The organism is Solwaraspora sp. WMMD791, assembly GCF_029581195.1.
Lineage (GTDB): Bacteria > Actinomycetota > Actinomycetes > Mycobacteriales > Micromonosporaceae > Micromonospora_E.
Map to the genome: position 1 here is coordinate 2,248,454 of NZ_CP120737.1, position 25,483 is coordinate 2,273,936.

Annotated in this window: 26 protein-coding genes; 9 read left to right on the forward strand and 17 right to left on the reverse strand. The window is 70.2% G+C overall.

Going from position 1 to position 25,483, the window contains the following annotated elements; all coding sequences use genetic code 11:
* The first annotated feature begins 150 nt into the window (after positions 1-150).
* Both O7623_RS09760 and O7623_RS09765 read left to right on the forward strand, forming a co-directional pair.
* Complete coding sequence (locus O7623_RS09760) at positions 151-1,161, forward strand: intradiol ring-cleavage dioxygenase (protein WP_282228291.1); 1,011 nt, start codon at positions 151-153, stop codon at positions 1,159-1,161.
* A 235-nt stretch (positions 1,162-1,396) separates the two neighbouring features.
* Positions 1,397-1,906 (forward strand): hypothetical protein, encoded by a 510-nt coding sequence (locus O7623_RS09765; protein WP_282228292.1) that lies wholly within the window; start codon positions 1,397-1,399, stop codon positions 1,904-1,906.
* A gap of 25 nt (positions 1,907-1,931) precedes the next feature.
* Here O7623_RS09765 and O7623_RS09770 read toward each other — a convergent pair whose 3' ends face one another.
* Positions 1,932-2,927, reverse strand: coding sequence for a cellulose binding domain-containing protein (locus O7623_RS09770; protein ID WP_282228293.1), 996 nt, complete (start codon positions 2,925-2,927; stop codon positions 1,932-1,934).
* Between the two features lie 142 nt (positions 2,928-3,069).
* On the opposite strand from O7623_RS09770, the gene O7623_RS09775 reads away from it, so the two are divergent.
* A complete protein-coding gene (locus O7623_RS09775) occupies positions 3,070-4,011 on the forward strand; it encodes a 3,4-dioxygenase subunit beta (RefSeq protein WP_282228294.1) in 942 nt (313 codons plus the stop codon).
* A gap of 74 nt (positions 4,012-4,085) precedes the next feature.
* Here O7623_RS09775 and O7623_RS09780 read toward each other — a convergent pair whose 3' ends face one another.
* The 8 genes from O7623_RS09780 to O7623_RS09815 all read right to left on the reverse strand — a co-directional run bounded on the left by O7623_RS09780 (position 4,086) and on the right by O7623_RS09815 (position 13,850).
* Positions 4,086-6,464, reverse strand: a complete 2,379-nt coding sequence (locus O7623_RS09780) for an RICIN domain-containing protein (RefSeq protein WP_282228295.1) — start codon at positions 6,462-6,464, stop codon at positions 4,086-4,088.
* A gap of 231 nt (positions 6,465-6,695) precedes the next feature.
* Positions 6,696-7,637: an aldo/keto reductase gene (locus O7623_RS09785; RefSeq protein ID WP_282228296.1), complete on the reverse strand. Its 942-nt coding sequence runs from the start codon at positions 7,635-7,637 to the stop codon at positions 6,696-6,698.
* Between the two features lie 80 nt (positions 7,638-7,717).
* Entirely contained in the window at positions 7,718-8,479 is a 762-nt protein-coding gene (gene kduD / locus O7623_RS09790; protein WP_282228297.1) for a 2-dehydro-3-deoxy-D-gluconate 5-dehydrogenase KduD, read from the reverse strand.
* Positions 8,476-9,504: an alcohol dehydrogenase catalytic domain-containing protein gene (locus O7623_RS09795; protein ID WP_282228298.1), complete on the reverse strand. Its 1,029-nt coding sequence runs from the start codon at positions 9,502-9,504 to the stop codon at positions 8,476-8,478. The genes kduD and O7623_RS09795 overlap by 4 nt, the downstream gene beginning before the upstream one ends.
* A gap of 56 nt (positions 9,505-9,560) precedes the next feature.
* On the reverse strand, positions 9,561-10,811 hold the full coding sequence (locus O7623_RS09800) for a mandelate racemase/muconate lactonizing enzyme family protein (protein WP_282228299.1): 1,251 nt from the start codon (positions 10,809-10,811) through the stop codon (positions 9,561-9,563).
* 1 nt (position 10,812) lies between these two features.
* Positions 10,813-11,640 (reverse strand): carbohydrate ABC transporter permease, encoded by an 828-nt coding sequence (locus tag O7623_RS09805; RefSeq protein WP_282228300.1) that lies wholly within the window; start codon positions 11,638-11,640, stop codon positions 10,813-10,815.
* Positions 11,640-12,578: a sugar ABC transporter permease gene (locus O7623_RS09810; RefSeq protein WP_282228301.1), complete on the reverse strand. Its 939-nt coding sequence runs from the start codon at positions 12,576-12,578 to the stop codon at positions 11,640-11,642. The genes O7623_RS09805 and O7623_RS09810 overlap by 1 nt, the downstream gene beginning before the upstream one ends.
* A 3-nt stretch (positions 12,579-12,581) precedes the next feature.
* Complete coding sequence (locus O7623_RS09815; protein WP_282228302.1) at positions 12,582-13,850, reverse strand: extracellular solute-binding protein; 1,269 nt, start codon at positions 13,848-13,850, stop codon at positions 12,582-12,584.
* A gap of 150 nt (positions 13,851-14,000) precedes the next feature.
* On the opposite strand from O7623_RS09815, the gene O7623_RS09820 reads away from it, so the two are divergent.
* Positions 14,001-14,771 carry a FadR/GntR family transcriptional regulator gene (locus O7623_RS09820; RefSeq protein ID WP_282228303.1) on the forward strand — a complete coding sequence of 257 codons (771 nt, stop codon included), beginning with the start codon at positions 14,001-14,003 and terminating at the stop codon, positions 14,769-14,771.
* A 63-nt stretch (positions 14,772-14,834) separates the two neighbouring features.
* A complete protein-coding gene (locus tag O7623_RS09825; RefSeq protein ID WP_282228304.1) occupies positions 14,835-15,152 on the forward strand; it encodes a DUF2087 domain-containing protein in 318 nt (105 codons plus the stop codon).
* 4 nt (positions 15,153-15,156) lie between these two features.
* Here O7623_RS09825 and O7623_RS09830 read toward each other — a convergent pair whose 3' ends face one another.
* The 4 genes from O7623_RS09830 to O7623_RS09845 are packed head-to-tail and all read right to left on the reverse strand — an operon-like array spanning position 15,157 to position 18,928.
* A complete protein-coding gene (locus O7623_RS09830) occupies positions 15,157-16,197 on the reverse strand; it encodes a phosphatidylinositol-specific phospholipase C (RefSeq protein WP_282228305.1) in 1,041 nt (346 codons plus the stop codon).
* A 48-nt stretch (positions 16,198-16,245) separates the two neighbouring features.
* A complete protein-coding gene (locus O7623_RS09835) occupies positions 16,246-17,091 on the reverse strand; it encodes an ABC-2 family transporter protein (RefSeq protein WP_282228306.1) in 846 nt (281 codons plus the stop codon).
* Positions 17,092-17,093: 2 nt separating this feature from the next.
* A complete protein-coding gene (locus O7623_RS09840) occupies positions 17,094-17,921 on the reverse strand; it encodes an ABC-2 family transporter protein (protein ID WP_282228307.1) in 828 nt (275 codons plus the stop codon).
* Complete coding sequence (locus tag O7623_RS09845) at positions 17,918-18,928, reverse strand: ATP-binding cassette domain-containing protein (RefSeq protein WP_282228308.1); 1,011 nt, start codon at positions 18,926-18,928, stop codon at positions 17,918-17,920. Before O7623_RS09845 ends, O7623_RS09840 begins: the two co-directional genes overlap by 4 nt.
* A 108-nt stretch (positions 18,929-19,036) precedes the next feature.
* Between O7623_RS09845 and O7623_RS09850 the strand changes: the two genes are divergently transcribed.
* Positions 19,037-20,047 carry an EamA family transporter gene (locus O7623_RS09850; RefSeq protein ID WP_282228309.1) on the forward strand — a complete coding sequence of 337 codons (1,011 nt, stop codon included), beginning with the start codon at positions 19,037-19,039 and terminating at the stop codon, positions 20,045-20,047.
* Positions 20,048-20,057: 10 nt separating this feature from the next.
* The gene (locus O7623_RS09855; RefSeq protein ID WP_282228310.1) at positions 20,058-20,942 is read left to right on the forward strand and encodes a diacylglycerol kinase family protein; all 885 of its coding nucleotides are present in this window, start codon (positions 20,058-20,060) and stop codon (positions 20,940-20,942) included.
* A 142-nt stretch (positions 20,943-21,084) separates the two neighbouring features.
* On the opposite strand, the gene O7623_RS09860 is transcribed toward O7623_RS09855, so the two are convergent.
* The 4 genes from O7623_RS09860 to O7623_RS09875 form a co-directional block, all read right to left on the reverse strand.
* On the reverse strand, positions 21,085-22,347 hold the full coding sequence (locus O7623_RS09860) for an ISL3 family transposase (RefSeq protein WP_282223817.1): 1,263 nt from the start codon (positions 22,345-22,347) through the stop codon (positions 21,085-21,087).
* Between the two features lie 200 nt (positions 22,348-22,547).
* Entirely contained in the window at positions 22,548-22,736 is a 189-nt protein-coding gene (locus O7623_RS09865; RefSeq protein WP_282228311.1) for a DUF397 domain-containing protein, read from the reverse strand.
* Positions 22,737-22,772: 36 nt separating this feature from the next.
* On the reverse strand, positions 22,773-23,444 hold the full coding sequence (locus tag O7623_RS09870; protein ID WP_282228312.1) for a helix-turn-helix transcriptional regulator: 672 nt from the start codon (positions 23,442-23,444) through the stop codon (positions 22,773-22,775).
* A 110-nt stretch (positions 23,445-23,554) separates the two neighbouring features.
* Positions 23,555-24,097, reverse strand: a complete 543-nt coding sequence (locus O7623_RS09875; RefSeq protein WP_282228313.1) for a GNAT family N-acetyltransferase — start codon at positions 24,095-24,097, stop codon at positions 23,555-23,557.
* Positions 24,098-24,225: 128 nt separating this feature from the next.
* Here O7623_RS09875 and O7623_RS09880 point away from each other — a divergent pair, with 128 nt between their 5' ends.
* On the forward strand, positions 24,226-24,714 hold the full coding sequence (locus O7623_RS09880; protein WP_282228314.1) for a YbaK/EbsC family protein: 489 nt from the start codon (positions 24,226-24,228) through the stop codon (positions 24,712-24,714).
* The gene (locus O7623_RS09885; protein ID WP_282228315.1) at positions 24,711-25,475 is read left to right on the forward strand and encodes a monooxygenase; all 765 of its coding nucleotides are present in this window, start codon (positions 24,711-24,713) and stop codon (positions 25,473-25,475) included. The genes O7623_RS09880 and O7623_RS09885 overlap by 4 nt, the downstream gene beginning before the upstream one ends.
* The last annotated feature ends 8 nt before the right edge of the window (positions 25,476-25,483 follow it).

The window sequence follows — 25,483 nt, forward strand, 5'->3', positions numbered from 1 at the left end:
CCCCATCCTGACGCACCCCGACCGGGCGGCAGCCGGGCACAGCGGATCCACAGGCACGGCACAGCGGGCTGCTGGAGCGGACGGCCAGGGTTGGTCACAACCAAGGCACGACACCGATGACATGTCGTCGTCACGAACGGAGAAAAACGGATGCAGCGCGATCCCCGCCGGGACGGCACCGCACGGTACGAAGGCCGCCCGTTGCCCAGGCCGGACGAGGAACTCGTCGACCAAGGCCTCGGCTTCGACCTCGGCACCCTGCTGGGCCGCCGGCAGATCCTGCGGGCCTTCGGCCTGGGCGCGGCGACCCTCGGGCTCGCCGCCTGCGGCAGCAACGCCACCAGCAGCGGCAGCAGTGGCGGTTCGACCGCGACGTCCGCCGCGACGTCGGCCGGTGAGATCCCGGACGAGACCGCCGGGCCGTACCCCGGTGACGGATCCAACGGCCCGGACGTCCTGGAGCAGAGCGGCGTCGTGCGCAGCGACATCCGGTCCAGCTTCGGCGACGCCGACGGTACGGCCGAAGGGGTGCCGCTGACCCTGGAGTTGACCATCACCGATCTGGCCGGCGGCGGTACGCCGTTCGTCGGCACCGCCGTCTACGCCTGGCACTGCGACCGTGAGGGCCGCTACTCGATGTACTCCGACGGCATCACCGACCAGAACTACCTGCGCGGGGTGCAGATCACCGACGACGCCGGCAAGGTCAGCTTCACCACGATCTTCCCCGGCTGCTACTCCGGCCGCTGGCCGCACATCCACTTCGAGGTCTACCCCGACGAGGCAAGCATCATCGACGCGGCCAACGCCATCGCCACCTCGCAGGTCGCGTTGCCGCAGGACGTCTGCGACACCGTGTACGCCGAGACCGGCTACGACGCCTCGGTCGGCAACCTGGCGCAGATCACTCTGGAGTCGGACAACGTCTTCGGCGACGACGGTGGCGTCCTGCAGTTGGCCACCGTCACCGGGGACGTGTCCGGCGGGTACGCCGCCGCGCTCACCGTGGCGGTCGACACGACCACCACGCCGAGCAGCGGCTCCGCCCCGTCCGGTGGCGGCGGTCCGGCCGGCGGCGGCGAGGGCGGCCCGGGCGGTACGCCGCCCAGTGGTGCCCCGGGCGGTCCCGGCGGTACCCCGCCGAGCGGTGCCCCGGCCTGACCGGACCTGGTCGACGGACCCGGCGAACAACGTCTGCGACGCGGGGTACGCCGACGACGTTACGTCGACATCGCCGAGCGGGGCGGTTCAGAAGCTGACCAGAAGACATCCAGCGGCACCACCTAACTTCGGTCCGGTGACCCGCCGGTCCAGCCCGGCGGTCCCGCCGGCCACGGTCGTGACCGGCGAATTCGGCCGGTCACGACCGTGGCCGGCCCGTCGGAAGGGGAACGTGATGTCACTGGTCCATCGACGGCACCGGCGACGGGCCGCTGTGTTCCTGCTGTGCGTGGCGACCACCGTCGTCGCTGTCGCGGCACCGGCGGCTGCGGCCGAGCGGCAACGTCCGTCGGCGGCTGACGCTGGCGCAGCCGTCGTCGAGTTCTCCTTCACCCGGGCGGGTGGGGTGGCCGCGACCGACGTCATCACCTGCACCGCGACGGCGGACAACCCGCATCTGTCCACACACAACCCGGGCAACATCAACGTGGTGGGTCGGGTGAACTGCACCGCCACCGTGGCCGGGATCGACCTGGTCACCGGACTGTTCCGGGGCAACACCCCGGTCGCGAGCGCACGCCGGGTCGTCGGGGCCTACCCGGGTACGTCGGTACCCGCGCCGGCGCCCTGCGTCAACGGCACGTACTACGGCGTCGCCGACGCGTACGTCTTTGCGCCACGCGGGTACCAGCCTCCGTACCTGCATCTGGTGCACCAGTCGGCCGCCGTGTCGATCACCTGCTGACGGGGCGGTCCCGCATCGGCGGTGGCTACGGAGTCGGTGGGGTCGGTGGAATGGACGGCGCCGGGTCGACGGCGATGCCCACGTGGACGGGCGCGGAGAAGTTGCCGGCGCTGTCGAACGCCCGGACCCGGAACAGGTAGGTGCCGTAGCCGCGTGACTCACCGTACGCAAAGGTGTCACCGACCAGGGTGACCGCCGAGACGGTCCCCATCTGCTGCACCTCGTAGCCGGCGACGAGGACGTTGTCGTCGGACGGGTCCCAGGTGATCTGGTAGTGGCCGTCGCGTGGGCCGGTGAGCCGCAGCCGGGACGGCGCGGTCGGTGGTTCGTCGTCCGGTACGTCGCCGATGGTGATGATGGCGAAGGGTGACGAGTTCCCGGCCGCGTCGACGGCGCGGACACCGAAGACGAAGACTCCCGGCGGCGGGGGCGGCATCGTATGGCTGGTGCCGGTCGTGGTGGCGAGCTGGCCGCTGTGGGAGAAGATGTCGTACCCGACGACCCCCCGGTTGTCGGTCGAGGCGTCCCAGCGCAGGTTCAGCTGCTGGTTCTCGAAGGTGTGCCGAGGGTTCGCGGGGATCGTCGGTGGGTCGACGTCAGGGCCGGTGCCGTCGTCGTCGGGGGCGCACGGCTGGTTGTCGACCAGGCAGTGCACGGGGCTGCCGACGCCGGATGCGATCCAACCGAAGCTGGTCGTGGCGCCGGCGGCGAGGGTGCCGTTCCAGCCGAGATCCTGGAAGACGTAGCGGGTCCCGACCCGGGTGAGTTCGGCGTTCCAGTGGCTGCTGATGCTGGTGCCGGCCGGCAACTCGAGGTCGACCCGCCAACTGGTGATCGGGACCGGGGCATTGTTGTGGACGGTCAACTTCCCGACGTACCCGTCCGACCATTCGCTTTCTTTCACGAAGTGGGCGATCGCCGCGTGGGCGGCGGTGGGGGCGAATCCGACGGTGGCGGCACCGATGAGCAGCGCGACCGTCAGCGTGCCGACCCGGGCCCAGGAGGAGCGAGATCCATTCATGCACTTCGATTCTACGCTCCCGGATCCCGCCAATCAATCGACATTCCCGAATCTCCTGCCCCGCGCCTGGGGGCTGAATTAGCCAAACGGCCCCCCGGGACCACGACGCGAAAACTACCGTGTGTCACGGACGGAGGGACGTATGCGACACGACCAGCTTCCCAGCGCGGCCACCACCTACCAGGGCCGCCCACTGCCACGGCCGGACGAGGACCTCGTCGACCAGGGCCTCGGTTTCGACCTGCGCACCATGTGGGACCGCCGGCAGGTACTACAGGTGCTCGGCCTCGGTGCGGCCACCGTCGGGCTCGCCGCCTGCACCCGCAACGTGGTCACCGAGCCGGCCACGTCCCCGTCGGCGGCGGCGGCCACCACCGAGATCCCGGACGAGACCGCCGGGCCGTACCCGGGTGACGGCTCCAACGGCCCCGACGTCCTCGACCAGAGCGGCGTCGTCCGCAGCGACATCCGCTCCAGCTTCGACGGAGCGAGCGGGACCGCCGAGGGCGTACCGCTGACGTTGGAGCTGACCCTCACCGACCTCGCGGGCGGCGGTACGCCGTTCGCCGGTGTCGCCGTCTACGTCTGGCACTGCGACCGTGAGGGCCGCTACTCGATGTACTCCGAGGGCATCACGGACCAGAACTACCTGCGCGGGGTCCAGCTCGCCGACGACGCCGGCACGGTCAGCTTCACCACGATCTTCCCCGGCTGCTACACCGGCCGCTGGCCACACATCCACTTCGAGGTCTACCCCGACGAGGCCAGCATCACCGACGCCGCCATGGTGATCGCGACCTCCCAGGTCGCGCTGCCGCAGGACGTCTGCGACGCGGTCTACGCCGAGCCGGGCTACGAGGACTCGATCGACAACCTGGCGTCGACCAGCCTCGACACCGACAACGTCTTCGGCGACGACCGGGCCGAACTGCAGCTCGCCACGGTCACCGGTGACACCGCGAGCGGGTACACCGCGACCCTGCCGGTCGGCATCGACACGAACACGACCCCGACCGGCGGGCAGCTCGACGGTGACGGGCAGCCGTCCGGAGCGCCGGTGCCGCCGAGCGGCCGCCCGTCCTGACGGCACACCGGCAACCGCCGTACGCCGGACCGCGTCCCCTCACGGACACGGCCCGGCGTCGGTATCCGTGTCGGTCAGTTCCGCAGGGTCCACTGCTGGTTGGTGCCGGTGTGGCAGCTCCAGAGGATCATCTTCGTGCCGTTGGCCGTCGCGGCGCCGTTGGCGTCCAGACACAGCCCGGACTGCACGCCCCGGATGGTGCCGCTGGCGTCGACGGTCCACTGTTGGTTCGGCTGCCCGTTGCAGTCCCAGATGATCACCGTGGTGCCGTTCGTGGTGCCCTGGCCGTTCGCGTCCAGGCACTTGGTGCCGTAGACCATCAGCTGCCCGGCGGAGGTGCGGGTCCACCGCTGACCGGTGGCACCGTTGCAGTCCCACAGCTGGGTCTGAGTGCCGTTGGTGGTACTCGAATTCGGCACCTCCAGGCACCGCCCGGACTGGACCCCGACGATCTGCACGTTCTGCTGCCCGCCGCCGGTGCGGGGTCCGGCGGCGGCCATCACCGCCTGGGCACCTGCCGGCCAGTTTCCGTTGGTCACGGTGACGTTGTTGTTGACGACGTTGCCGCGGTCGCCGTTGGTCACGTTGGTACTGCCGTTGGTCGACCAGTTGTTGGTGACGGTGAAGTTGCCCATGTTCTCGGCGAACCAGTAGTTGGCCGTGGCCCAGGTCCCGGTGTTCGAGAAGACGTTGTTGCGGGCTGTCCAGTACCGCGAACCTTCGTCGAAGTAGACCCCGAAGTAGCCGTTGGTCCGTAGACAGTAGTTGTCGCTGATCAGCCCGCCCTGGTTCGCCGACAGCGTGTAGATGCACCCGCCGTCGTTCATCTGCTGCATCACGTCGTGCACGTAGTTGCCGATCAGCCGGTTGTTGGCAGCGGTGGTGGGCGTCGAGTAGCGCGGCTGGTAGTTGTACAGGCCACGGTCGGCGTAGTGGTTGCTGCCGCCGGCGTCGTTGGCGCCCCAGCCGTACCCCATCGACATGCCGGTGTACGGCATGTTGTAGACCTCGTTGTAGGAGATCGTGGCGTTGGTGACGTAGGTGGTGAGGACCGAGACGATCCCCCGGTGCTCGACACCGATGTCGTGGATCCGGTTGTTGCTGATGGTGATGTCCCGGTTCACCATCCGCTGGTCGCCGGGGTGGTGCGCGTCGGCACGCACGCCGCCGACCACGATGCCGCCGGCCGACGTACGGGCGATCTCGGATCTGTCGATGGTGATGTTGCTGGCACCGAGTCCGACTCCGCTGGCGTGGGCGTTGGCGTCGTTACCGATGCCGATCGCCGTCTGTCCCAGGTTGACGAACTGGGAGTCGGTGATGGTGATGTCGTTGGCCGCCGAGATCTGCACGGCCGCAGGTGACTGGTACCAGTGCGGACGCGCGGCCTCGAACTGCGGGCAACCGTTGTGGCAGGAGGTGAAGCTGGGCCAGTTCCAGTTGCCGGAGATGTAGGCCCCGGTCTGCTGGTCCACGTAGCCCTGGTTGCTGCTGGGCCCGAGCCAACTCGTGCCGGTGAAGGTGATTCCGCTGAAGGTGACGTGGTGTGCGGGAGCGTCGTAGGTGCCGCCCAGGTTCACCAGTGACTGCAGTACGGGAAGTTCGACGCTGAGGTCGTTCATGTTCTGGCCGGCGGATGGGATGTAGTACAGGTCACCGGTCGTACGGTTGAGATACCACTCCCCCGCCGTGTCGAGAAACTCGTACGCATTGGTGAGATAGAGCGGACCCGCCCGGTGCGGGCTGGTAAAGGTGTCGTACCCGAAATTGTTGTTGTTCCATGCCGGCTGCGCCATGGTGATGAGGTTCCCGGAGATGCTCTGCACAGGAGAGTACCGGTCCGTGAACGACCCGACGCTCTCCATTTCGATCCGGTTCTGGTTGGCCAGGTTGTTGAGGTAGTTCAACGCGGAGTTGGTGAACCTCATCCCGGTGCTGCTGGCGGTGAAGTCGCTGCGGTTGACCTGGGTACGGGCCCTGGTGGCGATCGCGCCGTCGACGTAGAGCTGCCGGGTCTCGGTGCCGGCGCCGACGTTGGCCCGCCAGATGTTGCGGCCGGAGTCGGCCAGCGACCAGCCGGTGACCGCCCGGGCGCCGCTGATCACCGGACGCGCCGACGGTGCGGCCTGCCAGAGCACCCGGAAGCCGTTGTTGCCCGAGTCAGCGGCGGTGAACCGCAGCGGCGCGGAGAGCCGGTACACGCCGTCGGCCAGCTCCACGACGATGTCGCCGGACATCGCGGCGTTGCGGTCGCGCACCGCTGACTGGGCCGAGGTCAGTGAGCAGGGTTGGACGGCGGAGCAGCTGGTGCCGGTGCCGGACGGGGAGGCGTAGAGGGTGGTGGTGGCCGCGAAGGCCGGCGACGCCACGGCGACGGCGGCGACGGCGGTCGCCGCCGCGACTCCGCCGGCCAACACCCGCCTTCGCGCCGTGGTGGATGCGGATCTGGACACGGTCGATCTCCTTACCTGTGGACGGTGCGGTGGGATGACAGGGGCAGGTCGCCCACTTCGGGCACCGACTTTCCTGGACGTTGGAAATCGAGCCCCTACCCCTATGCCCTACCACAGGAAAGCATACTTTTCATATCGATAGGCGTCAATCTTTGAATCGATTTGTCTCGACACTTTCCATGATTCGAATAATCTGGGAGCGGGAGCCGACACCCGGCGGATGCCGGTGAGTCACGACCGCAGAAGTCCGGCATCGCGCAGGGCGGACCAGAGTTCGTCCGGCACCTCGGTCTCCGCCCGCCGCAGGGTGTCGACCACCTGTCGCCGGTCACGCATGCCGACCACCGTCGAGACCACCGCCGGGTGCGACCGGACGAAGGCGAGGGCCGCCTGCGGAAGGGTGACCCCGTACGCCGCGCAGATCGACGCGATCCGCCGGGCCCGGTCGATCACCTCCGGCGCCGCCGGTCGGTAGTCGTGGAACGCGTCGTCCGGCGGCCACTCCCGCGACAACAGCCCCGAGTTGTAGACACCCGCGACGACCACCCCGACCCCGGCGGCCCGCGCCACCGGCATGAGGTCGGCCAGCGCGCCCTGTTCGAGCAGGGTGTACCGGCCGGCGCACATCACCACGTCGACGTCGGACTCCCGGACGAACCGGGCGAGCATCCGGGACTGGTTCATCCCGACCCCGACGGCACGCAGCACCCCCTCGTCACGCAACTCGACCAGGGCGGGCAGCGCCTCGGCGACGGCCGTCTCCCAGTGCTCGTCCGGATCGTGCAGGTAGCCGATGTCGATCCGGTCCAGACCCGTACGTTCCAGACTCGCGTCGAGGCACCGGCGCACCCCGTCGCGGCTGAAGTCCCACACCCGACGATGGGTCGCCGCGACGTCGAACCCCTCCGGGTCGCGGTCGTGCGCGGTCTCCGGAGACGGTACGAGAACCCGCCCGACCTTCGTCGACACGACGTACTCGTCGCGTGGGCGGGACCGCAGGGCCTCGCCGAGCCGTCGCTCGGACAGCCCCAGCCCGTAGTGCGGCGCGGTGTCGTAGTACCGGACGCCGCCGGCCCACGCCACGTCGATGGCGGCGGCGAACTCCTCGTCGGTCGTCGCCCGGTAGAGGTTGCCGCCCTGGGACGCCCCGAAACCGACCTCGCTGAGGCGCACCGCCGGTCGCCGCAGGAGCGACCGGGCCGCCAGTCGCCGAACCGGCGGCGGGCCCGCCGCCGGACGATCCCGCGTGCCCGTCATCGCCCCAGCCACCCGCCGTCGACCGGCAGCACGATGCCGTTGACGTAGTCCGACGCCGGTGCCGCCAGGAACACGGTCGCGCCACCGAGGTCGTCGGGCCGACCCCAGCGGCCGGCGGGGATCCGGTCCAGGATCGCCCGGCTCCGGTCGGGGTCGGCGCGCAGCGCCCGGGTGTTGTCGGTGGCGATGTAGCCCGGCGCGATGGCGTTGACGTTCACCCCGTACGCCGCCCACTCGTTCGCCAGTGCCTTCGTGAGCCCCGCCAGACCGGACTTGGCGGCCGCATAACCTGGCACGTTGATACCCCCCTGGAAGCTCAGCAGCGACGCGGTGAAAATGATCTTCCCGTACCCCCGGTCGACCATCCGCCGGCCGATCTCCCGGCTCAGGACGAACTGGCTGGTCAGGTTCACCTCGATGACGTGGTCCCACATTTCGTCGGGATGCTCGGCCGCCGCCGCCCGGGCGATCGTGCCCGCGTTGTTCACCAGGATGTCGGGCGGCCCGGACGCGGTGAGCTCGTCGGCCAGTCGGTGCACCGCCGCCCGGTCCGCCAGGTCGGCCCGTACGGCGGTGAACCGCCGCCCGGCCGCCCGGACCCGCCGCTGCACCTCATTGCCCTCGGCTTCGGCGTTGGCGGAGACACCGACGATGTCGGCACCGGCCCGGGCGAGCGCCTCGGCCATGGCCAGGCCGATGCCCCGTCGGGCACCGGTCACGACGGCGGTCCGGCCGGTCAGGTCGAAGGGTGTGCTCATCGGGCCGGCACCTGCCAGTCGATCAGCACCTTCATCACGCCGGCACGCCGGTCCAGCGCGTCGAAGGCGTCGGTGACGGCGTCGACGGGCACGGTCCGTGAGATGAGCGCGCCCACCGGCACCGCTCCCGACGCCACCAGCCGGATCGCTTCGAGCATGTCGTCGCGCTGGTACAGCCGGGCACCGCGCAGTTCCAGTTCGCGCCAGAAGAACCGGTGCAGGTCGACGGTCCGCGGCTGGGTGTGGATCGCCACCATCACCAGCCGGCCGTGGGTGGTCAGGACGTCGACGGCGGTGGCGACGCCCGGCGCCGACCCGGACACCTCGAACGCGACGTCCGCGCCCGCGCCGGCGGTCCACTCGGTCACCGCCGCCACCGGGTCGTCCACCTGCGGGTCGATCGCCTCGATCCCGATCCGGCCGGCGACGCCCCGCCGGAACGGGTCCGGTTCGACCAGCAGGACCGGTGCGCCCCGCTGCTGGGCAACGGCGGCGATGAGGACACCGACCGGCCCGCCGCCGACCACGACGACGTGGTCCGTGGCGGCCACGCTCGCCCGCCGGACGTCGTGCACGGCGACGGCGAGCGGTTCGACCAGCGCCGCGTGGTCGAGCGGGACTCCCTCCGGCAGTGGCAGGACCAGCTCCGCCGGCACCGTCCAGGACGACTGCATGGCACCCGGCGAGTCGATGCCGAGGAAGTCCATGGCGTGACAGACGTGCGACCGGCCGCGCCGACAGGCGACGCACCGCCCACACGACCGGGTCGGCATGACCGTGACGGCCTGACCGACGGTCCAGCCGGCCACACCTGCCCCGATGGCGGCCACCCGCCCGGACATCTCGTGCCCGAGCACGGCCGGTACGCCGACCCGGGCGTCCATGCCGCCGTGGTAGATGTGCAGGTCCGTGCCGCAGATGCCGGTGTAGGCCACCGCGATGGTCAGCTCGCCGTCGCCCGGCGGCCGGCCGGCGCGGTCCTCGACCGCCAGGTTGCCAGCGGTACGGTAGACCACTGCTTTCATCGCACCTGCCTCTCGGTCCTCGGAGGGCACCGGCCGCGCCGGCGCCGTACGTCGACTCAGCTCGCCGTGGTCGGGGACACCTCGTTACGGGTGGCGGCTGGCCCGCCGTCGGGCTTCCCCAGCACTGGCCCGCCGTCGGGCTCGCCCAGCACTGGCCCGCCGTCGGGCTCGCCCAGCAGGTGCCGGCCGGCGCGCTCCGGCCGTACCAGCGGACCGTCGGCGGTCAGTGGGCGCGGTCGGCGGGCTGCCGCGACGATCGCCGCCTCGTCGAGGCGGATGCCCAGGCCCGGGCTGTCACCGAGGACGAAGCAGCCGCCCTCGACGGACAGGTCGATGGTGGTCCCGACCGGCGGGTTCAGGTCCTGCAACTCGCTGACCAGGTGGTTCGGCACCGAGGTCGCGGCGTGCAACAGTCCGACCGGGGTGTTGCCGATCGGGCTCACCGGCAGGTCGTTGGCGTGGGCCAGGACGCTGACCCGGAGGAAGTGGGTGACCCCCCAGGCCGCCGAGGTCTGGACGACGTCGACCGCTGCGGCCGCGATCAGCGGCCGGAACTGCTCGAGGCCGGTGAGGTTCTCGCCGGTGGCGACCGATGCCCGGATCCCCCGGCTGACGACCGCGAGCCCTTCGGCGTCCCATCGACGGACCGGCTCCTCGATCCAGATGAGATCGAGGGTGCGTTCGATCTCGCCGACGTGCCGGACCGCCTGCTTGCGCGTCCACGCCTCGTTCACGTCGAGCATCAGACCGGGTCGCAGCCCGTGCGCCGCCTCGGTCAGCACGTCGCGGACCAGACACAGCCGACGCAGATCCCGCTCGATGTCGAGACCGCCTTTGAGCTTCGCGGCCCGCAGACCGTAGGTGGCGTACACCTCGTACTCGGCGACGAGTCGCTCGTCGGTCAGCGCGATGTCGAGGCCGGAGGCGTACGCCGGCACCCGCCGGTCGCGGCCGCCGAGCAGCCGCCAGAGCGGTTCGCCGGCCGCCTGCGCCTTGATGTCCCACAGCGCGGTGTCGAGGGCACCGATGGTGCCGAACACCGGCCCGGTGTGGCCGGCCTTGAACGCCTGCCGCAGCATGCGGTCGTAGAGCGCCGTCACGGCGCGCGGATCCTCGCCGTCGATGGCTGGGAAGATTCGTTCGATCTCGACGTGCGACCCGATGCCGACTCCGGAGATCCCCTCGTCGGTCTCCACGACGACGATCGGCACCGAGGTGACGCCGTCGGTGAAGACGCCGTTGGCGTCGCCGACCGGTCGGCCCCACTCCTGCACCGTGGTCAGGGTGCGATAGCCGGTGATCCGCATGTCAACCCTTCGTCGCGCCAGCGGCCACGCCGTCGGCGATCTGCCGCTGCAGAAAGAGATAGATCACCAGTACGGGAACCGCGGCGATCAGGACTCCGGAGGCGAAGGTGGGGATGTCGTCGGAGTACTGGCCGCGCAGTGCGGTGACTCCCACCATGAGTGTGCGGTTCTCGGCCGACGGCATCAGCAGCAGCGCGATGAGCACGTCGTTCCAGCAGAACAGGGCGTCGAGAATGCCGACCGACAGCAACGCCGGCCGACCCAGCGGCAGCATGATCCTGCGGTACACGCCGTACGCGCTGTTCCCGTCGATTCGGGCCGCGTCGACGATCTCCACCGGAATGGTCCGGTAGTAGCTGGTCATGAGGAACACCGTGAACGGCAGGAACTGGGCCACGTAGGCGAGCACCAGCCCGGGATAGGTGTCGATGAGGCCGAGGTCGGCCATGGTCCGGGCGATCGGCACCATGATCACCTGGAAGGGAACGAAGAGCGCCGCCAGGCAGCCCAGGAAGATCACCGACGATCCCCGGAACCGGATCTGGCTCAGCGCGAACCCCGCCATCGATCCGACGAGCAGGAGCAGGAGCACCGAACAGGTCACGACGAGCAGGGAGTTGGCGAAGTACCGGCCCATCCCGACGGAGTTCCAGGCGGTGCCGAGGTTCTCCCAGCGCACCGCGTCGGCGAGGGAGAACCGGTCGAGGACGTACTCGCGCCGGGTCTTCGACGCGACGTTCGCGGTGAAGAACAGCGGGTAGACCGTCGCCAGCGCGAGCAGGGTCATCGGGACGGCGACCACCCACCCGACGACCCACCGGCGGCCCATCAGTCCTGCCTTCCCGCGCGCCGCAGCAGGCTGATCTGCGCCAGCCCCACGACGAGCATGACGGCGAACAGGACCGTCGACGCGGCCGACGCGAGGGCGGGACGGTTCATCTGTCCCTGCTGAATCCAGATGTAGTACTCCGGCAGGTACGTCGAACCCTCCGGGCCGCCGCTGGTCATCACGTACAGCAGCCCGAACATGGACGTCAGCATCCCGATCATGGTGGTGACGAAGACGAACTGGATCGTCCGGATCAGGCTGGGGACGATCACGTGCCGGATGGTCTGCGGCAGCGACGCGCCGTCCACCCGGGCGGCGTCCAGCAGCGCACCGTCCAGGGTGGCGAATCCGGCGAGGAACACCACCAGCGCCATCCCGAACGTCGCCCAGACGTGTACGCCGACGACCGCGAACATGGCCACCGCCGGGTCGCCGAGCCAGTCGACCGGCCCCAGGCCCACCGTCGCCAGGGCGGCGTTGAGCGGGCCGTCGAAGGCGAGCAGAAGGTTGAAGATCGCACCGACGATGACCGGCGAGAGCACCGCCGGGAAGAAGTAGACGCTGCGGTACCAGCGGTGTCCGGGAACCCGCAGGTAGATGAAGGTCGCGATCAGGCCCGGGACCGCCACGGCCACCGGCAGGAGCAGCACCAGCAGCCCCACGTTGCCCAGTGCCTGCTGGAACAGCGGGTCACCGAACAACTCGAGGTAGTTGTCGAGGCCGACCGCCGTACCGTCGCGGTCGCCGTCGCCGGTGAAGGAGAAGTTGACCCCCAGCAGGAGCGGCCACAACCGCAGCACGACGATGACGAGCACCGCCGGGGCCACCAGGACGTACGGGGCGAGGCGTTCGGCGCGTCGGCCGGCGGACCACCGCTGGTCGGCGCGCCGGCCGGCGGACCGCCGTCGGAGCACCGGCGGGGACTCGGTGATCGACACGGCTCAGCCCACGTGGTCGGAGTCAGCCAACTGCCGTACGGCATCGTCCACGGTGACCGAGCCGCTGAGTAGTTGCTGGGAGAGTCTTCCCATCAGGTCCAGGGTCTTCGAGGAGAGCGCGACGTGCAGGGCGGCCTTCCCGGAGTCGAGCTGCGGCACGATCGTGGCGACGGCCGGTCCGCTGCGGGAGACGTCGATCGTGGTGTCCGAGGCGATGGCGCCGGCCTCCTGGTAGAAGGCGGTCAGGGCCTCGGTCGAGGTCAGGGAGCGCACCAGGTCCGCCGCGACCTGGGGGTCGGCCGTCCACCTGGCGACCGCGTAGCCGATGCCGCCGTCGTAGGGCAGGCTCGCGACGGCGCCGGTGGTGGCGACCGGGGCCGCCATGACGCCGAGGGTGTCGGGTGCCAGGAACTCGCTGAAGTCCTTCCAGTGCCCCACGTCGGACATCAGTCCGATCACGTGCGCGGCCTCACCGGACTGGAACAGCGCGAACGCGTCGTTGAACATCGCGGTCGAGTTGGCGCCGTCGTTGTTCAGCCCTTTGTCGCCGGCCTCTTTCCACAGTTGGAAGATCCGTTTGACGTTGGGCGATTCCCAGTCACGCTTTCCGTCGATCCAGGCGTCGTACTCGTCGGGGGTGAGGATCCCCGACGCGAGGCCGGACAGGAAGAACTGGATGCCGAAACCTTCCTTGTTGCCGAGGGCGAAGCATTTCGCGCCGGTCGCCCCGGTGATCGTCGCGCAGTCGTCGACGAACTGGTCCCAGGTCGTGGCCGGTGCCGCCGGATCGAGCCCGGCCGCCTCGTAGAGCGCCTTGTTGTAGTAGATCGGATGGCCCTGCAACGTCACCGGCGCGGCGTATGTCCGGCCGTCCTTGGTGAACGCCTCCCAACCCGCCAGGCGCTGCCGGTCGTCGGCCACGAACTCGTCGAGTGGCAGGAGCGCGTCGACGCGGTCGCGGATCTGGCCGCCTCCGTTGAAGAGAACGACATCGGGCCCTTTGCCGGCCTGGATGGCCGCGCCGAGCAGGGTGTAGTACTGGTCGAAAGGCTGCGCGACGAACTCGACGGTGACGTCCGGGTGGGTGCGGGCGAAGTCGGCCTTCGCCTTGTCGATGTAGGCGGCGGACGCGGGGTCGCCGGACTTCCAGTCCCAGACCACCAGTGTGTCGTCCGAGCCGCCGGACGGGGAGCGCGATCCCGTGGCGCTCCCACAGCCGGCCAGGGCCAGACCCGCGACGAGGGCGACCGACACCGCAGTTCGGTACTTCATCGCTGCTCACTTTCGAAGAGGGGGCCGGGACGAAACCGGTCTTCGGGCGAGATAGATTTACATGAACGTAACTCGTATGACGTGTGACGTCAAGGGGTGGACGTACACTGACCACGGAGGTCGTGGGACGGCGACCACCCGGAGGGAACCATGACGGCAACGCAGCAGACCGCGCCGAACGCTTCGACACCCCCGGCCTGGACGCGACGACCAGCCAATCTCGCCACGGCGGTCACCGCCGAACTGGTGGAACGCATCGTTCGCGGGGTGCACCCGTCGGGCACGACACTGCCCGCCGAACCGGTCCTCTGCGAGACCTTCTCGGTCAGCCGGACCGTCGTCCGGGAGGCCGTGAAGATCCTTCAGGAGAAAGGGCTGGTGCAGATCCGCCAGGGCAGCGGCACCATCGTCACCCCGGCGTCGATGTGGGACATGCTCGACGAACACGTCCTCGCGGCGACCATCGCCGAGGACGACAGCCTGTCGATCCTCGACGATCTCGTCGTCACCCGACGCGTACTGGAGTCGGACATGGCCAACGTCGCCGCCCGGCTGGCCGATCAGAACACCATCGATCGGCTACGCGGCCTGGTCGAGCGGATGGACGAACTCGTCGACGACCACGTCACCTACCACGACCATGACCGGGCCTTCCACGACACGATCATGCAGGCGTCCGGCAATCGCATCGCCCGTGGCGTCATCCGGGCGTTGGAGAGCCAGGTCGTCAACACCGCTCGGTACATGGGCCGGACCGAACGGTCGCTCTGCGTGGCCTCCAACCGCGGCCACCGACGAATCTACGAACGCATCGCCGCACACGACCCGGACGGCGCCGCCGCGGCGATGTTCACCCACATCACCGAAGCCTGGCTCGTGCGCCGCAGCGGCCCGGGCAAACCCGTACGCCTCACGCGGTGAGGTCCCCACGCCGGGTCGCGTATCCGCCCACCGCACGGCCGGAGAACCCACGAAAGGACTGCGATGAGCGACGAGTTGAGCCCGTTCATCCGCGACGGCCGCCTGATCTCGATGCCGGCGCGGCAGGCGCGGCGCCGCGCGGTGCTGACGCATATCGTCGAGGCGTGTTTCGACCGTGACATCGTCTACGACGAGCCGGCGGTCGACGAGTTGCTGCGTCACTGGTGCGACGGCGGCGACGTCGACCACGTCACTGTCCGCCGCTACCTGGTCGAGACCGAGTTGCTGACCCGCGCCGACGGTCGGTACTGCCGCAACGCGCTGGCGTTGCCGTACCCGAACGCCGCCGAGCGGTACGTGGAATCGATGGGCCTGCGCTGACACGTCAGCCCCCGTTCACCGCGATGATCCGGTCGATCAGCCCGCCACCGGGGAAGTCCAGCATCAACAGCCCGGTACGGTGTACCGGCGGATGCACCTCGGGGCCCTCGTTGAGGTAGATCAGCAGGAACGGGTCGACCCCCTGCACACCGAGCGCGCCGCCAGCCACCGCCGCCGGAGTGGCAAAGACACTGGAGCCGCTGGCGAAGTTGACGTACAGCTTGGTGGGGTCACCGGCGCTGGTGGCGTCGAGGTGCCGGCGGACCTGGTCGCGTTTGGTCGCGATCGCCCCGACGTTCGGTACGTCGTACTCGTCCTGCACGTAGGTCGACGAGCCGTGTCCCCAGTCGGCGAACTGGGCGAGCCCGTACTGGCCGTACCGACCGCCGCGCGGACCGTGCGCCACGGCCAGGACGACCCGGCCACGGACCGCGCCCAGCGTCGGGGTGGCGGCGGCGGTCGACCGGTTCACCGACGGCGCCCAGAACAGCCCCGGTCGGGCGTCGCGGTAGCGGTCGAAGATGTCCGGGAAGGCGAGCTGGCCGGTCGCGTCCGCACAGGAGCCGAACTCGCCGGTGCACTCGTGCTTGAGCCGCATGACCACGGTCTCGCTGGGCCGCTGGCCGAGGAACCCGCCGAGCACCCGCAGCACGTCGTCGAAGTTGGCCTGCTGGTAGACGGCGCCATGATGGACGGTGAAAGTGTTGCCGGCGTTGATCCGTACCCGGATGTCGACCACCCGGATGCCGGCGTCGAGCTGGGCGGTGAGGGTGGCCGCGCTGTTGCCGTGGTTCTCCTGGGTCTGGGTCCAGGCACCGCCGTGGATGGACAGGCTCTGGTGGGTGCCGGGCAGCGACAGCGCCGCCAGGTTGGTACCGTCGGGCACTCGACGCAGCCAGTCCGGGTTGCTGGCGGTACGCAGCGTGCGGTAGCTGGCGTCGGCGGCGAGCGCCGGGGCGGGCAGGGCGACGACCGCGACGGTGGCGGCGAGCAGGGACGCGGCGAGCCCGGCGACGGCACGTCGCCAACGGGCCGGAGACACCATGGCAGGAAATATAGATCAATCCATACGTCGACACTACTGGTCGGTCACTCAGTTGCCGGCCGACTCGTAGCGGCGCAGCCCGGCGCGGAAGACCAGCGCCGCCACCGCCACGCAGTAGGCGGCGACCAGCGGGGTCAGCCAGCCCAGCCAGGCCGGGCCCACCCCGACCCGGTCGCCGGTGCCGTCACCGAGGACCGCGCTGGCCGGGAAGAAGCTGACGAACGCGAACGGCAACCCGACGACCAGCACCAGCCGTACCCCGAACGTGTAGACCGACACCGGGTAGCGGGCCAGGTCGCCGATCTGATGCACCGCGTACGCGAAGATCGAATGGGGACTCTGCATCCAGAACGCCGACGAGTTGGTGGCCAGGTTGATCGACAGCTTGATCGCCATGCCGCTGGCGAACAGTCCCAGCCCGCCGAGCACCAGCGCCGGCGACCAGGCGACGTCGACGCGCCACAACGCCCAACCGAACATCGCCCCACCGGTCACCAGGTTGCCCAGCCCGTTGATGCCGACGTCGTCGCTGAGCACCTGCAGCACCACCGGGTACGGCCGGACCAGCTTGTAGTCCAGCTCCCCCTTGTTGACCAGCCACGGCAGCCGCCACATGCCCTCGAACAGCAGCGGCCCGACCGCGTCGGAGAGCACCACGACCGAGTAGATCAGCACCACCTCGGCGAAGGTCCAGCCGTTGACCTGCGGCACCCGGGAGAAGACCGCGCCGAGAAAGGCCAGGCCGACCAGCTGGGTCAACGCCGAACCGGCGACCAAAATCCAGAAGTCGGCCTCGTACTCCAGGGTGGCCCGCAGGTGGGCGCCGAGGCTGCGTCGGTAGAGCCGCACACCCCGGCGCAGGCCGGTCCGGCTCGGGCCGGTACGCGGTCGCATGATCAACCCCCGTGTACGGTCAGTTGGCGCACTGCCGTCCGCCAGGCCAGCCGGGCACCCCACCACAGGGCCACCGTCCACACCGCCTGGATGCCGATCAGCCGCCACGCGTCGGCCCCGGTCGCCTGCCCGAGGTAGATCGTCGCCGGGGTGAAGGTCATCCCGGCGAACGGCAGCACCGCCGCGATCGCCTGCAACCAGCCGGGCAGCAGCGTCAACGGCACCAGGGAACCGGAGAACAGGTTGGTGATCGCCTGCCGGGCCAACGACACCCCGAAGATGTTCTGCGTCCAGAAGCAGAGCAACGCCGTCAGGTAGACGGTCGTGAACCGCAGCGGCAGCACCAGCGCGGCGCTGACCGCGAACAGCGCCGCCTGCCCCGGCGACGGCACCGGGACCGGCCCGGTGACCGCCAGCACCACCGCACACACCACCAACGAGAAGGCGACCTCGACGACGGCGACACCGACCGTCTCGGCGAACCGGGCCCGCTGGTAGTCGACCGGCCGGGTCAGATCGACCGCGACCATCCCGTCGCGGATCCGGGCGGCCATGTCCCAGTCACCGAACGACATCAACGCCCCGGTGACGTAGGCGATCAGCAGGTACGCCTTCATCTGCGGCCAGGTGAACCCGCCGATGCTGGTCCCGGAGCCGAGCAGCACCGCCCAGATCGACAGCATGGCGAGCAGTTGCAGCAGCACCCCGGCCATGCCGAGGACGAAACTCAACGGGTACGCCAGGGTGCTGCGCGCCGCCACCCGGGCCAACGCCCGGTACGGGCGGACCAGCGCCGGCCGGGTCGGCGTACCGGCCCCGAGGGTGGTCACGGGGCCGGCTCCAGGCGCAGCTCACCGGCGTACACCTTGCGGACCACGTCCTCGATGGCCGGCTCGTCGATGCGCAGGTCGCGTACCTCGGACACCGCCGACACGGCCGCGATCACCTGGCCGGCGGTGACCACGAACCGGTCGAACCGGACGGTGAACTCCCCCGGCGTCTGGCCCGCCGTCACCTCGACGCCGGGCAGCGCGGCGGTGACCGCGCCGTACGGCAACGGGTCGGCCAGGTGCAGGTGCATCGACCGGTGCCGGGCGAACTGGTCCTTCACCCCGGTCAGCGGCCCGTCGTAGATGATCCGCCCCTGGTCGATGATCACGATCCGCTGGCAGACGTCCTCGATGTCGCCGAGGTCGTGGGTGGTCAGGATCAGCGTGGTGCCGTCGGCGCGCAGCTCCCGCAGGAACGCCCGGACCCGGTCCTTGACGGCGATGTCCAGCCCGATGGTCGGCTCGTCGAGGTAGACCACCCGGGGCCGGTGCAGCAGCGCGGCGGCCAGATCGGCGCGCATCCGCTGACCGAGGGAGAGTTTGCGGGCCACCACCGGCAGCAGCTCGCCGAGGCCGAGGACGTCGTCGAAGCGCGCCAACTGCTCGCGGTAGGTGGCGGCGTCGAGGTCGTACAGGTCGCGCAGCAGGGCCAGGGACTCGCGCACCGGCAGGTCCCACCACAGCTGGGTACGTTGACCGAACAGCACACCGATCTGCCGGGCGTTGGCGACCCGCTGCCGGTGCGGCACCACTCCACCGACGCGGACCTCCCCGGCGGTCGGCACCAGAATGCCGGCGAGCAGCTTCACGGTGGTCGACTTGCCGGCACCGTTCGGGCCGACGTACGCCACCGCCTCGCCCGCCTCGACCCGCAGGTTGATGCCGTCGACCGCGGCATGGTCGGAGAACCTCCGGGTGACCAGGTGTTTCAGTGCGCCGCGCAGACCCGGGTCCTTCACCGGCCGGCGGAACCGTTTGGTCAAACCATCAGCTTCGATGAAGGCCATATGCGGATCGTGCCGTAGACACCCGTCGGCCGCCCAGCGATTTTCCGCCCTTCGGTAAGGAGCCATACCCGCTGGGGCGCTGACATGTGCGGCGGTAGCCTCACCGGCGTGACAACTGCGTACCTGCGCCGGCCGTTGCTCGGCCTGGCCCTGGTCATCGGGGCCAGCGCCCTGTTCGCGATCAACGGCACCGTCTCGAAGCTGGTGCTGCGCGCCGGGCTGGACGCCCCGCAGCTGACCGTACTGCGGGCGGTCGGCGCGTTCGCCGGGCTGCTGGTGCTCAGCGTGGTGCTGCGACCCGGGGTGCGCCGGCTACGGGTACGTCGCCGCGAGGTGCCGCTGCTCGTCGCGTACGGCCTGACCGGGTTCTTCCTGGTGCCGATGCTCTACTTCGTGGCGATCGCCCGGCTCCCGGTCGGCATCGCCCTGCTGTTCGAGTACACCGCGCCGCTGATGGTGGCGCTGTGGGCGTGGGCGGTGCAGCGCCAGCAGGTGCGGTCACGGATCTGGGCCGGGCTGGGCCTGAGCCTGGTCGGGCTCGCCTGCGTCGCGCAGGTGTGGGGCGGGCTCACCCTCGACGCGCTCGGGGTGGCCGCCGGGCTCGGCGCGGCGGTGATGCTCGCCGCGTACTTCCTGATCGGTGCCCGTGGTGTGCGCGACCGCGACGCGCTGTCGCTGACCACCCTGGCGTTCGGCGCGTCGGCGGTCGCCGGGCTGGTCCTGCGCGGGGCCACCGCCGGGCTGGACGGCTGGCAGCCGCTGCTCACCCGCACCGACGGCGGCGTACCGGTCGCGCTGCTCTGCTGCTACGTGGTGGTCCTGGGCTCGATCGTGCCGTACCTGCTGATCACCGCCGCGCTGCGGCACCTGCCGGCCACCAGCGTCGGCATCGTCGCCATGCTCGAACCGGTGCTGGCAGCCGCGGTCGCCTGGCTGATCCTCGGCGCCGGCGAGGCGTTGACCCCGGTCCAGTTGGCCGGCGGCGCGCTGGTGACCGTCGGCGTCGTCCTGGCCGAGACGGCCCGGCCCGGTGGTCCGCCGGCCACCCCGCCGGTGCCCGACGCCCCGCCACCGCCGCCGGTCGCCCGGGTCGGCGTAACGGGGCCGTCCGGCGGGTAAGAGCGCCGGCATGAGTGCACCGAGACGCGTCGCCGTCGTCGCCCACCGCAAGAAGAGCCTCGGTGGCGGCCTGGACGAGCTGCGGGCGGCGATCGCCGGGCACGGCGCGTCGGACATCGACTGGTACGAGGTGCCGAAGAGCCGCAAGGCGCCGAAGAAGGCCCGGCGGGCTGTCGAACGCGGTGCCGACCTGGTCTTCGTGTGGGGCGGCGACGGGATGGTGCAGCGCACCATGGACGCCCTCGCCGGCTCCGGGGCCACGGTGGCGATCGTCCCGGCCGGTACGGCGAACCTGCTCGCCGGCAACCTGGGCATCCCCGACGATCTGGGCGAGGCGGTCCGGATCGGTTTCGAGGGCCGGCGACGCCAGCTCGACCTGGGCAGACTCAACGGCGAGCACTTCGCGGTGATGGCCGGGGCCGGCTTCGACGGCCGGCTGATCCGCGACGCCGACCGCGACCTCAAGGACCGGGCCGGCAAACTGGCGTACGTCTGGACCGGCCTGCGCCACGTCCGCGGCGTCGCCCCCAAGGTGCGGATCAAGGTCGACGGGACGACCTGGTTCGACGAACCGGCCAGCTGCGTCCTGGTCGGCAACGTCGGCAGGATCACCGGTGGGATCCACGCCTTCGACGACGCCCAGCCCGACGACGGCTGGCTGGAGGTCGGGGTGGCCACGGCACAGGGCGCGGTGGAGTGGGCGCGCACGCTGGGCCGGATGGCGGTCGGGCGGTCCGAGAAGTCGCCGTTCGTGCGGGTCACCCGGGCGAAGCGGATCTCCGTCCGGCTCGCCGAGCCGATGACCTACGAGCTCGACGGCGGTGCCCGCGCCCAGGCCAGGAAGATGAAGGTACGGGTGGTCCCCGCCGCGATCACCGTCTGCGTCCCCGCCTGACCGACCGTCACTGGCCCGACGTGTCACTGGCCCGACGCGTCACGGATCGTCACCACCCGAGGAGCAACTACGCGCGTGAGCGATATTCCTCTGAGGAATAATTATGGGTCTTGTGTTGTTTGTGTGGGTCGGTTCTGGATCGTCATCTGGGTAGTTGTGGTCGGTGGCCGCCGAGGCTGAGCATGGCGAGGGCGATCAGTGCGTGGGGTGAGTGGAAGCCGAACGCGATCCGGGTGATCAGCCGGATCTTGGCGTTGACTGACTCGATGAGTCCGTTGGACAGTTGGTGTTCGATCGCGGCGCGGATCGTGTCGCGGTGGCGTGTGATCCGGCGTTGGAGTTCGACGAAGGCGTCGATACGGCTGCGGCGGGCCCACTCGATCCACCTGTCGAGGGCTTCGAGTGCCGCTGCCGGGCTGTCCTTGGCCATGGCGAACACGGCGCGGAGGCCTTCCTTGAGGGCCCAGGCCCGGTACAGCTGGGGCTGGGTCCTGGCGATCCAGTCGAGTTTTGCCTTCTGTGCCTCGGTGAGGTTGTCCGGGTTCTTCCACAGGGCCCACCGTGCGTTCTTGAGTGTGCGGGCGTCGCCCCGGGCGGTGTTGCGTCGGCCGGTGCCGCGTCCGGCGGCCTGGTTCCACGCCTGTCGGCGTACCAGGTCCAGCGCTTCGGTGGCCCAGGCCACGACGTGGAACGGGTCGGCGCACCGCACCGCCTGCGGGCAGCGGCGGGTGACGACCTTCGCGATCGTGTCGGCGCCGTCGGCGGACACGTGGGTGATGGCCGCGGCGCGCTGCTCACCGAGCTGGTCGAAGAAGGCGTGCAACGTCGCGGCGTCCTTGCCCGGCGCGGCCCACACCAGTCGGCCGGTGTCGTGGTCGACCACGACGGTCAGGTACCGGTGACCCTTCTTGTAGGCGATCTCGTCGATGCCGATCCGACGCAGCCCGGCGAACCGGTCGGTGACCTCGCCGGTGTCGGCCCATACCCTGGCCACGATCGCCCCGACGGTGCGCCAACCGACGCGCATCAGCTGACACACCGTCGATTTCGCGGTGCGCACCGCCAGCCACGCCACGGTGGCGTCGAACGCCCGGGTGTGTCCGGCGTTGTGACGCGCCCACGGCACCGCCGCGACCACCACGCCGTGCTCGGCGCAGGACACCCGTGGCGCGTCGGCCTCGACGACCGCCCTGACCGTGCCCAGATCCAGAGCCCGCCACCGCCGCCGCCCGTGACCGGCGTCGAAACCCGGACACCGCCGGCCGCAGTACGGACACCGCCGCCGCGCCCCTCTACGCACCCGTACATGGACCACCAACAACGCGTCTTCGTCGTCGAACTCGACGTCCTCCACCACCGCCCGCTCGACGCCGAGCAGAGCAGCCCATACGCTGACAGAACGCACGCCGTTCCCCGCCTTTCCCAGTTCTGACCTTCGACAAGCCAGAACCTAGGCAGGGCAACGGCGTGCGCCACCAACGCCGCGCCGAACCACCCACAGACACAACACAAGATCCATAATTATTCCTCAGAGGAATATCGTCGTGGCGCAGTACATGCGTGGACCGTCCGGGTGATCGAGGTCCCGATCGTGAGCGGTGCCGGTCAGTAGGTGGTGACCAGCTCGGTCACGAAGGCAGACCAGGCGGCCGGACCAAAGGTGAGCACCGGGCCTGCGACGTCCTTGCTGTCGCGGACCAGCACCTGACCAGGAAGATTGTCGGCGACCTCGACACAGGTGTTGCCGCCGTTGCCGGACCTGGTCGAGGTGCGCCACTGTGGTGTCGCGCTCATGCCGCTCATAGCTCCTTCACCAGACCTTCGATCAGTTCACGAGAGGCACGCTCGGGAAGCGCCTCGGTCAGCAGACTGTCCCACATCCGCACCACCTGCTCCACGCCGCTCGAATGGTCCACGGGGTGTCCGAAGACGCCATCGACATGCACCACGTCGTCGCCCTCGGGAAGGGTGCCGCCGCTCGTTGATCAGCTTGAGCAGATAGTTGAGCTGCTCAAGCTGGACGACGGTGTCACCGACGATGCGACGAAGTGCCCCTTCGTCGACCACAGCTACGAACACCGGCGGCTTCTCCCTGGTGAGCAGCCGCTGGCGATCCAACCGCATGGACACCTGCTCCTCGACCCCGTCCGGGGTGTAGAGGCCGGTGCCGGTGAAAACAGCGCGAGCGTACTCCTCGGTCTGGAGCAGTCCGGGCACAAGCAACGGCTCGTACGTCCGCAGCTTGACAGCACGGTCCTCGACCGTTCGCCATGATGCGAACCAGCTCGGCGATTGTTTCTTGTTGATCAGATCCAACATCTCGGCGAGCAGACCACCGGTATCCAAGGCTTCGTCGGCACCCACAGCCAACGTCATGGTCGGCCTACGCCGACCCGTCTCCACGGCAGCGATGGTGGAGGCGCTGTAGTTGATTTTGGGAGCGAGCTGATCCTGGGAAACGTCCGCCGCTGCCCTGGCCGCTTTGAAGGCCTTGATCCACATATCGACATCTACCAGCTGATCCGATCAGGAAAGAATGATCGAATCAACACTCTGGAGTGGAGATTGCGGGCGTGACCATGGCGGACCAAAGCAACGTACGGCCGGGATGGTCAGCGTGAGCGCGACGGTGCCTGGATGCGGAACAAGGTGTGTCGGCGTACCGGGCCGTCCGGGACGTTCGGGTGGTCGAAGTCGCCATCCGGGTCGCGGGTCATCCCGATCCGCCGCATCACCGCCTGCGACCGTAGGTTCCCGACAGCGGTCAGGGCCACGATCTCCGGCAGCGCCAGCTCATCGAAGCCGTACGCCAGGCAGGCGCGGGCCGCTTCGCTCGCGTACCCGTGGCCCCAGGCGGTACGGCGCAGCCGCCAGCCGATCTCCACCCCGTCGAACGGCATGTTTGCGTCCACCGGATCCAGCCCGGTCATGCCGATGAACTCGCCGGTGTCGACCACCTCGACCGCCCACCAACCCCAGCCGCGCTGCTCCAGACCAGCCTGGCAGCGCAGCATGGTGGCGGTGCTCTGCTCACGGGTCGCCAGGCCGGGGAAGAACTCGCGTACCTGCGGGTCGGCGTTCATCGCCACCCAGGGCTCCAGATCGGATTCCCGCCAGTGCCGCAGCAGCAGCCGTTCAGTGCTCAACTCCCCCATGCCGGCACTGTAACCGCCCGGCGACCGGCGCGGCCCAGACCAGGGCCGGGGTGGTAGGCCCCGTTCAGCTGGCGGTACACGTGCTCCCGGCCTCAGGCAGCGGACCGCCAGCGAGCAAGATAGAGGGCATGCAGACACATCCGAACGTGCAGGCGGTGCAGGACGCACTGAACGCCGCCGACGCCCGGGACGGCTCCGGCACCGGCTGCCAGGTCCGGCTGCTGCCGGACGCGGTGCACACCGCCGCCGCGGCGGCGGCCGCGCTCGACATCGAGGTCGGCCAGATCGCCAACTCGTTGATCTTCGACGCGGACGGGGAGCCGCTGCTGGTGCTGACCTCCGGCGCGCACCGGGTGGACACCGCGAAGGTCGCCGCCGACCTCGGGATCGGCAAGCTGCGCCGGGCCACCCCGGAGTTCGTCCGGGAGCACACCGGCCAGCCGATCGGCGGCGTCGCCCCGCTCGGGCACCCCAAGCCGGTCCGTACCCTGGTCGACGTCGCGTTGGAGCAGTATCCGCAGATCTGGGCCGCCGGTGGCGTACCGAGGGCAGTGTTCCCGACGACGTACGCCGAACTGTTGCGGATCACCGCCGGTACCGCCGCCGAGGTGGCGTGAACGACCCGGCCGACCCGCCGGGCCCGGTGCCCGGGCTGGTCACCCTGCACGTCTGGCGGGTGCCCCGCCGACGGCTGCCGCGTGTCCTGGCCCGGATGGCCGTCGACGCCCGCCGGCTGCGGCGCGTCGACGGCGTACGGTTCGCGAAGATGCTCGGCACCGGGACCGGCACCGGGTTCGGCCCCACCGACGCCGACCCGACCCGGTGGGCGGCGCTCGTGGCCTGGGCCGACCCGGCCGCCGCGGCCGGCTTCGACACCGGCCCGGTCGCGCGGGCCTGGCGGCGCATCGCCGACGCGGCCGTCCGCGTCGACCTGCGGCCACTGCACAGCCGGGGACGCTGGTCGGGTGTCGCCCCGTTCGGTACGCCGAGCGGCGGACAGCCCGACGCCGGGCGGCCGGTGCTGGCGTTGACCCGGGCCCGGCTCCGCCCGGCGCGGGCGGTCACGTTCTGGCAGGCGGTGCCGCCGGTCGCCGCCGCTCTGGCCCAGGCTGAGGGGCTGTACTGCCGGTTCGGCATCGGCGAGGCACCACTCGGCTGGCAGGGCACGGTCAGCGTGTGGCGCGGTACGGCGGATCTCACCCGGTTCGCGTACCGTCACCCGGAGCACCGGGCGGCCATCACCCAGACCCCGGTGAAACAGTGGTACGCCGAGGAGCTGTTCGCCCGGTTCGAGGTGCTCGGCGTCGACGGTGACCGGGCTGTGCTGGGCTGGCTCGGAGAGGACGTGGACAGGACATGCGGTGCAGGCGGCGGATGAGGGACGGA

Coding starts and splice junctions, on each gene's coding strand:
- O7623_RS09760 (WP_282228291.1), top strand. CDS start 151: ATGCAGCGCGATCCCCGCCGGGACGGCACCGCACGGTACGAAGGCCGC.
- O7623_RS09765 (WP_282228292.1), top strand. CDS start 1,397: ATGTCACTGGTCCATCGACGGCACCGGCGACGGGCCGCTGTGTTCCTG.
- O7623_RS09770 (WP_282228293.1), bottom strand. CDS start 2,927: ATGAATGGATCTCGCTCCTCCTGGGCCCGGGTCGGCACGCTGACGGTC.
- O7623_RS09775 (WP_282228294.1), top strand. CDS start 3,070: ATGCGACACGACCAGCTTCCCAGCGCGGCCACCACCTACCAGGGCCGC.
- kduD (WP_282228297.1), bottom strand. CDS start 8,479: ATGAGCACACCCTTCGACCTGACCGGCCGGACCGCCGTCGTGACCGGT.
- O7623_RS09795 (WP_282228298.1), bottom strand. CDS start 9,504: ATGAAAGCAGTGGTCTACCGTACCGCTGGCAACCTGGCGGTCGAGGAC.
- O7623_RS09800 (WP_282228299.1), bottom strand. CDS start 10,811: ATGCGGATCACCGGCTATCGCACCCTGACCACGGTGCAGGAGTGGGGC.
- O7623_RS09805 (WP_282228300.1), bottom strand. CDS start 11,640: ATGGGCCGCCGGTGGGTCGTCGGGTGGGTGGTCGCCGTCCCGATGACC.
- O7623_RS09815 (WP_282228302.1), bottom strand. CDS start 13,850: ATGAAGTACCGAACTGCGGTGTCGGTCGCCCTCGTCGCGGGTCTGGCC.
- O7623_RS09820 (WP_282228303.1), top strand. CDS start 14,001: ATGACGGCAACGCAGCAGACCGCGCCGAACGCTTCGACACCCCCGGCC.
- O7623_RS09825 (WP_282228304.1), top strand. CDS start 14,835: ATGAGCGACGAGTTGAGCCCGTTCATCCGCGACGGCCGCCTGATCTCG.
- O7623_RS09830 (WP_282228305.1), bottom strand. CDS start 16,197: ATGGTGTCTCCGGCCCGTTGGCGACGTGCCGTCGCCGGGCTCGCCGCG.
- O7623_RS09835 (WP_282228306.1), bottom strand. CDS start 17,091: ATGCGACCGCGTACCGGCCCGAGCCGGACCGGCCTGCGCCGGGGTGTG.
- O7623_RS09845 (WP_282228308.1), bottom strand. CDS start 18,928: ATGGCCTTCATCGAAGCTGATGGTTTGACCAAACGGTTCCGCCGGCCG.
- O7623_RS09855 (WP_282228310.1), top strand. CDS start 20,058: ATGAGTGCACCGAGACGCGTCGCCGTCGTCGCCCACCGCAAGAAGAGC.
- O7623_RS09865 (WP_282228311.1), bottom strand. CDS start 22,736: ATGAGCGCGACACCACAGTGGCGCACCTCGACCAGGTCCGGCAACGGC.
- O7623_RS09870 (WP_282228312.1), bottom strand. CDS start 23,444: ATGTGGATCAAGGCCTTCAAAGCGGCCAGGGCAGCGGCGGACGTTTCC.
- O7623_RS09875 (WP_282228313.1), bottom strand. CDS start 24,097: ATGGGGGAGTTGAGCACTGAACGGCTGCTGCTGCGGCACTGGCGGGAA.
- O7623_RS09880 (WP_282228314.1), top strand. CDS start 24,226: ATGCAGACACATCCGAACGTGCAGGCGGTGCAGGACGCACTGAACGCC.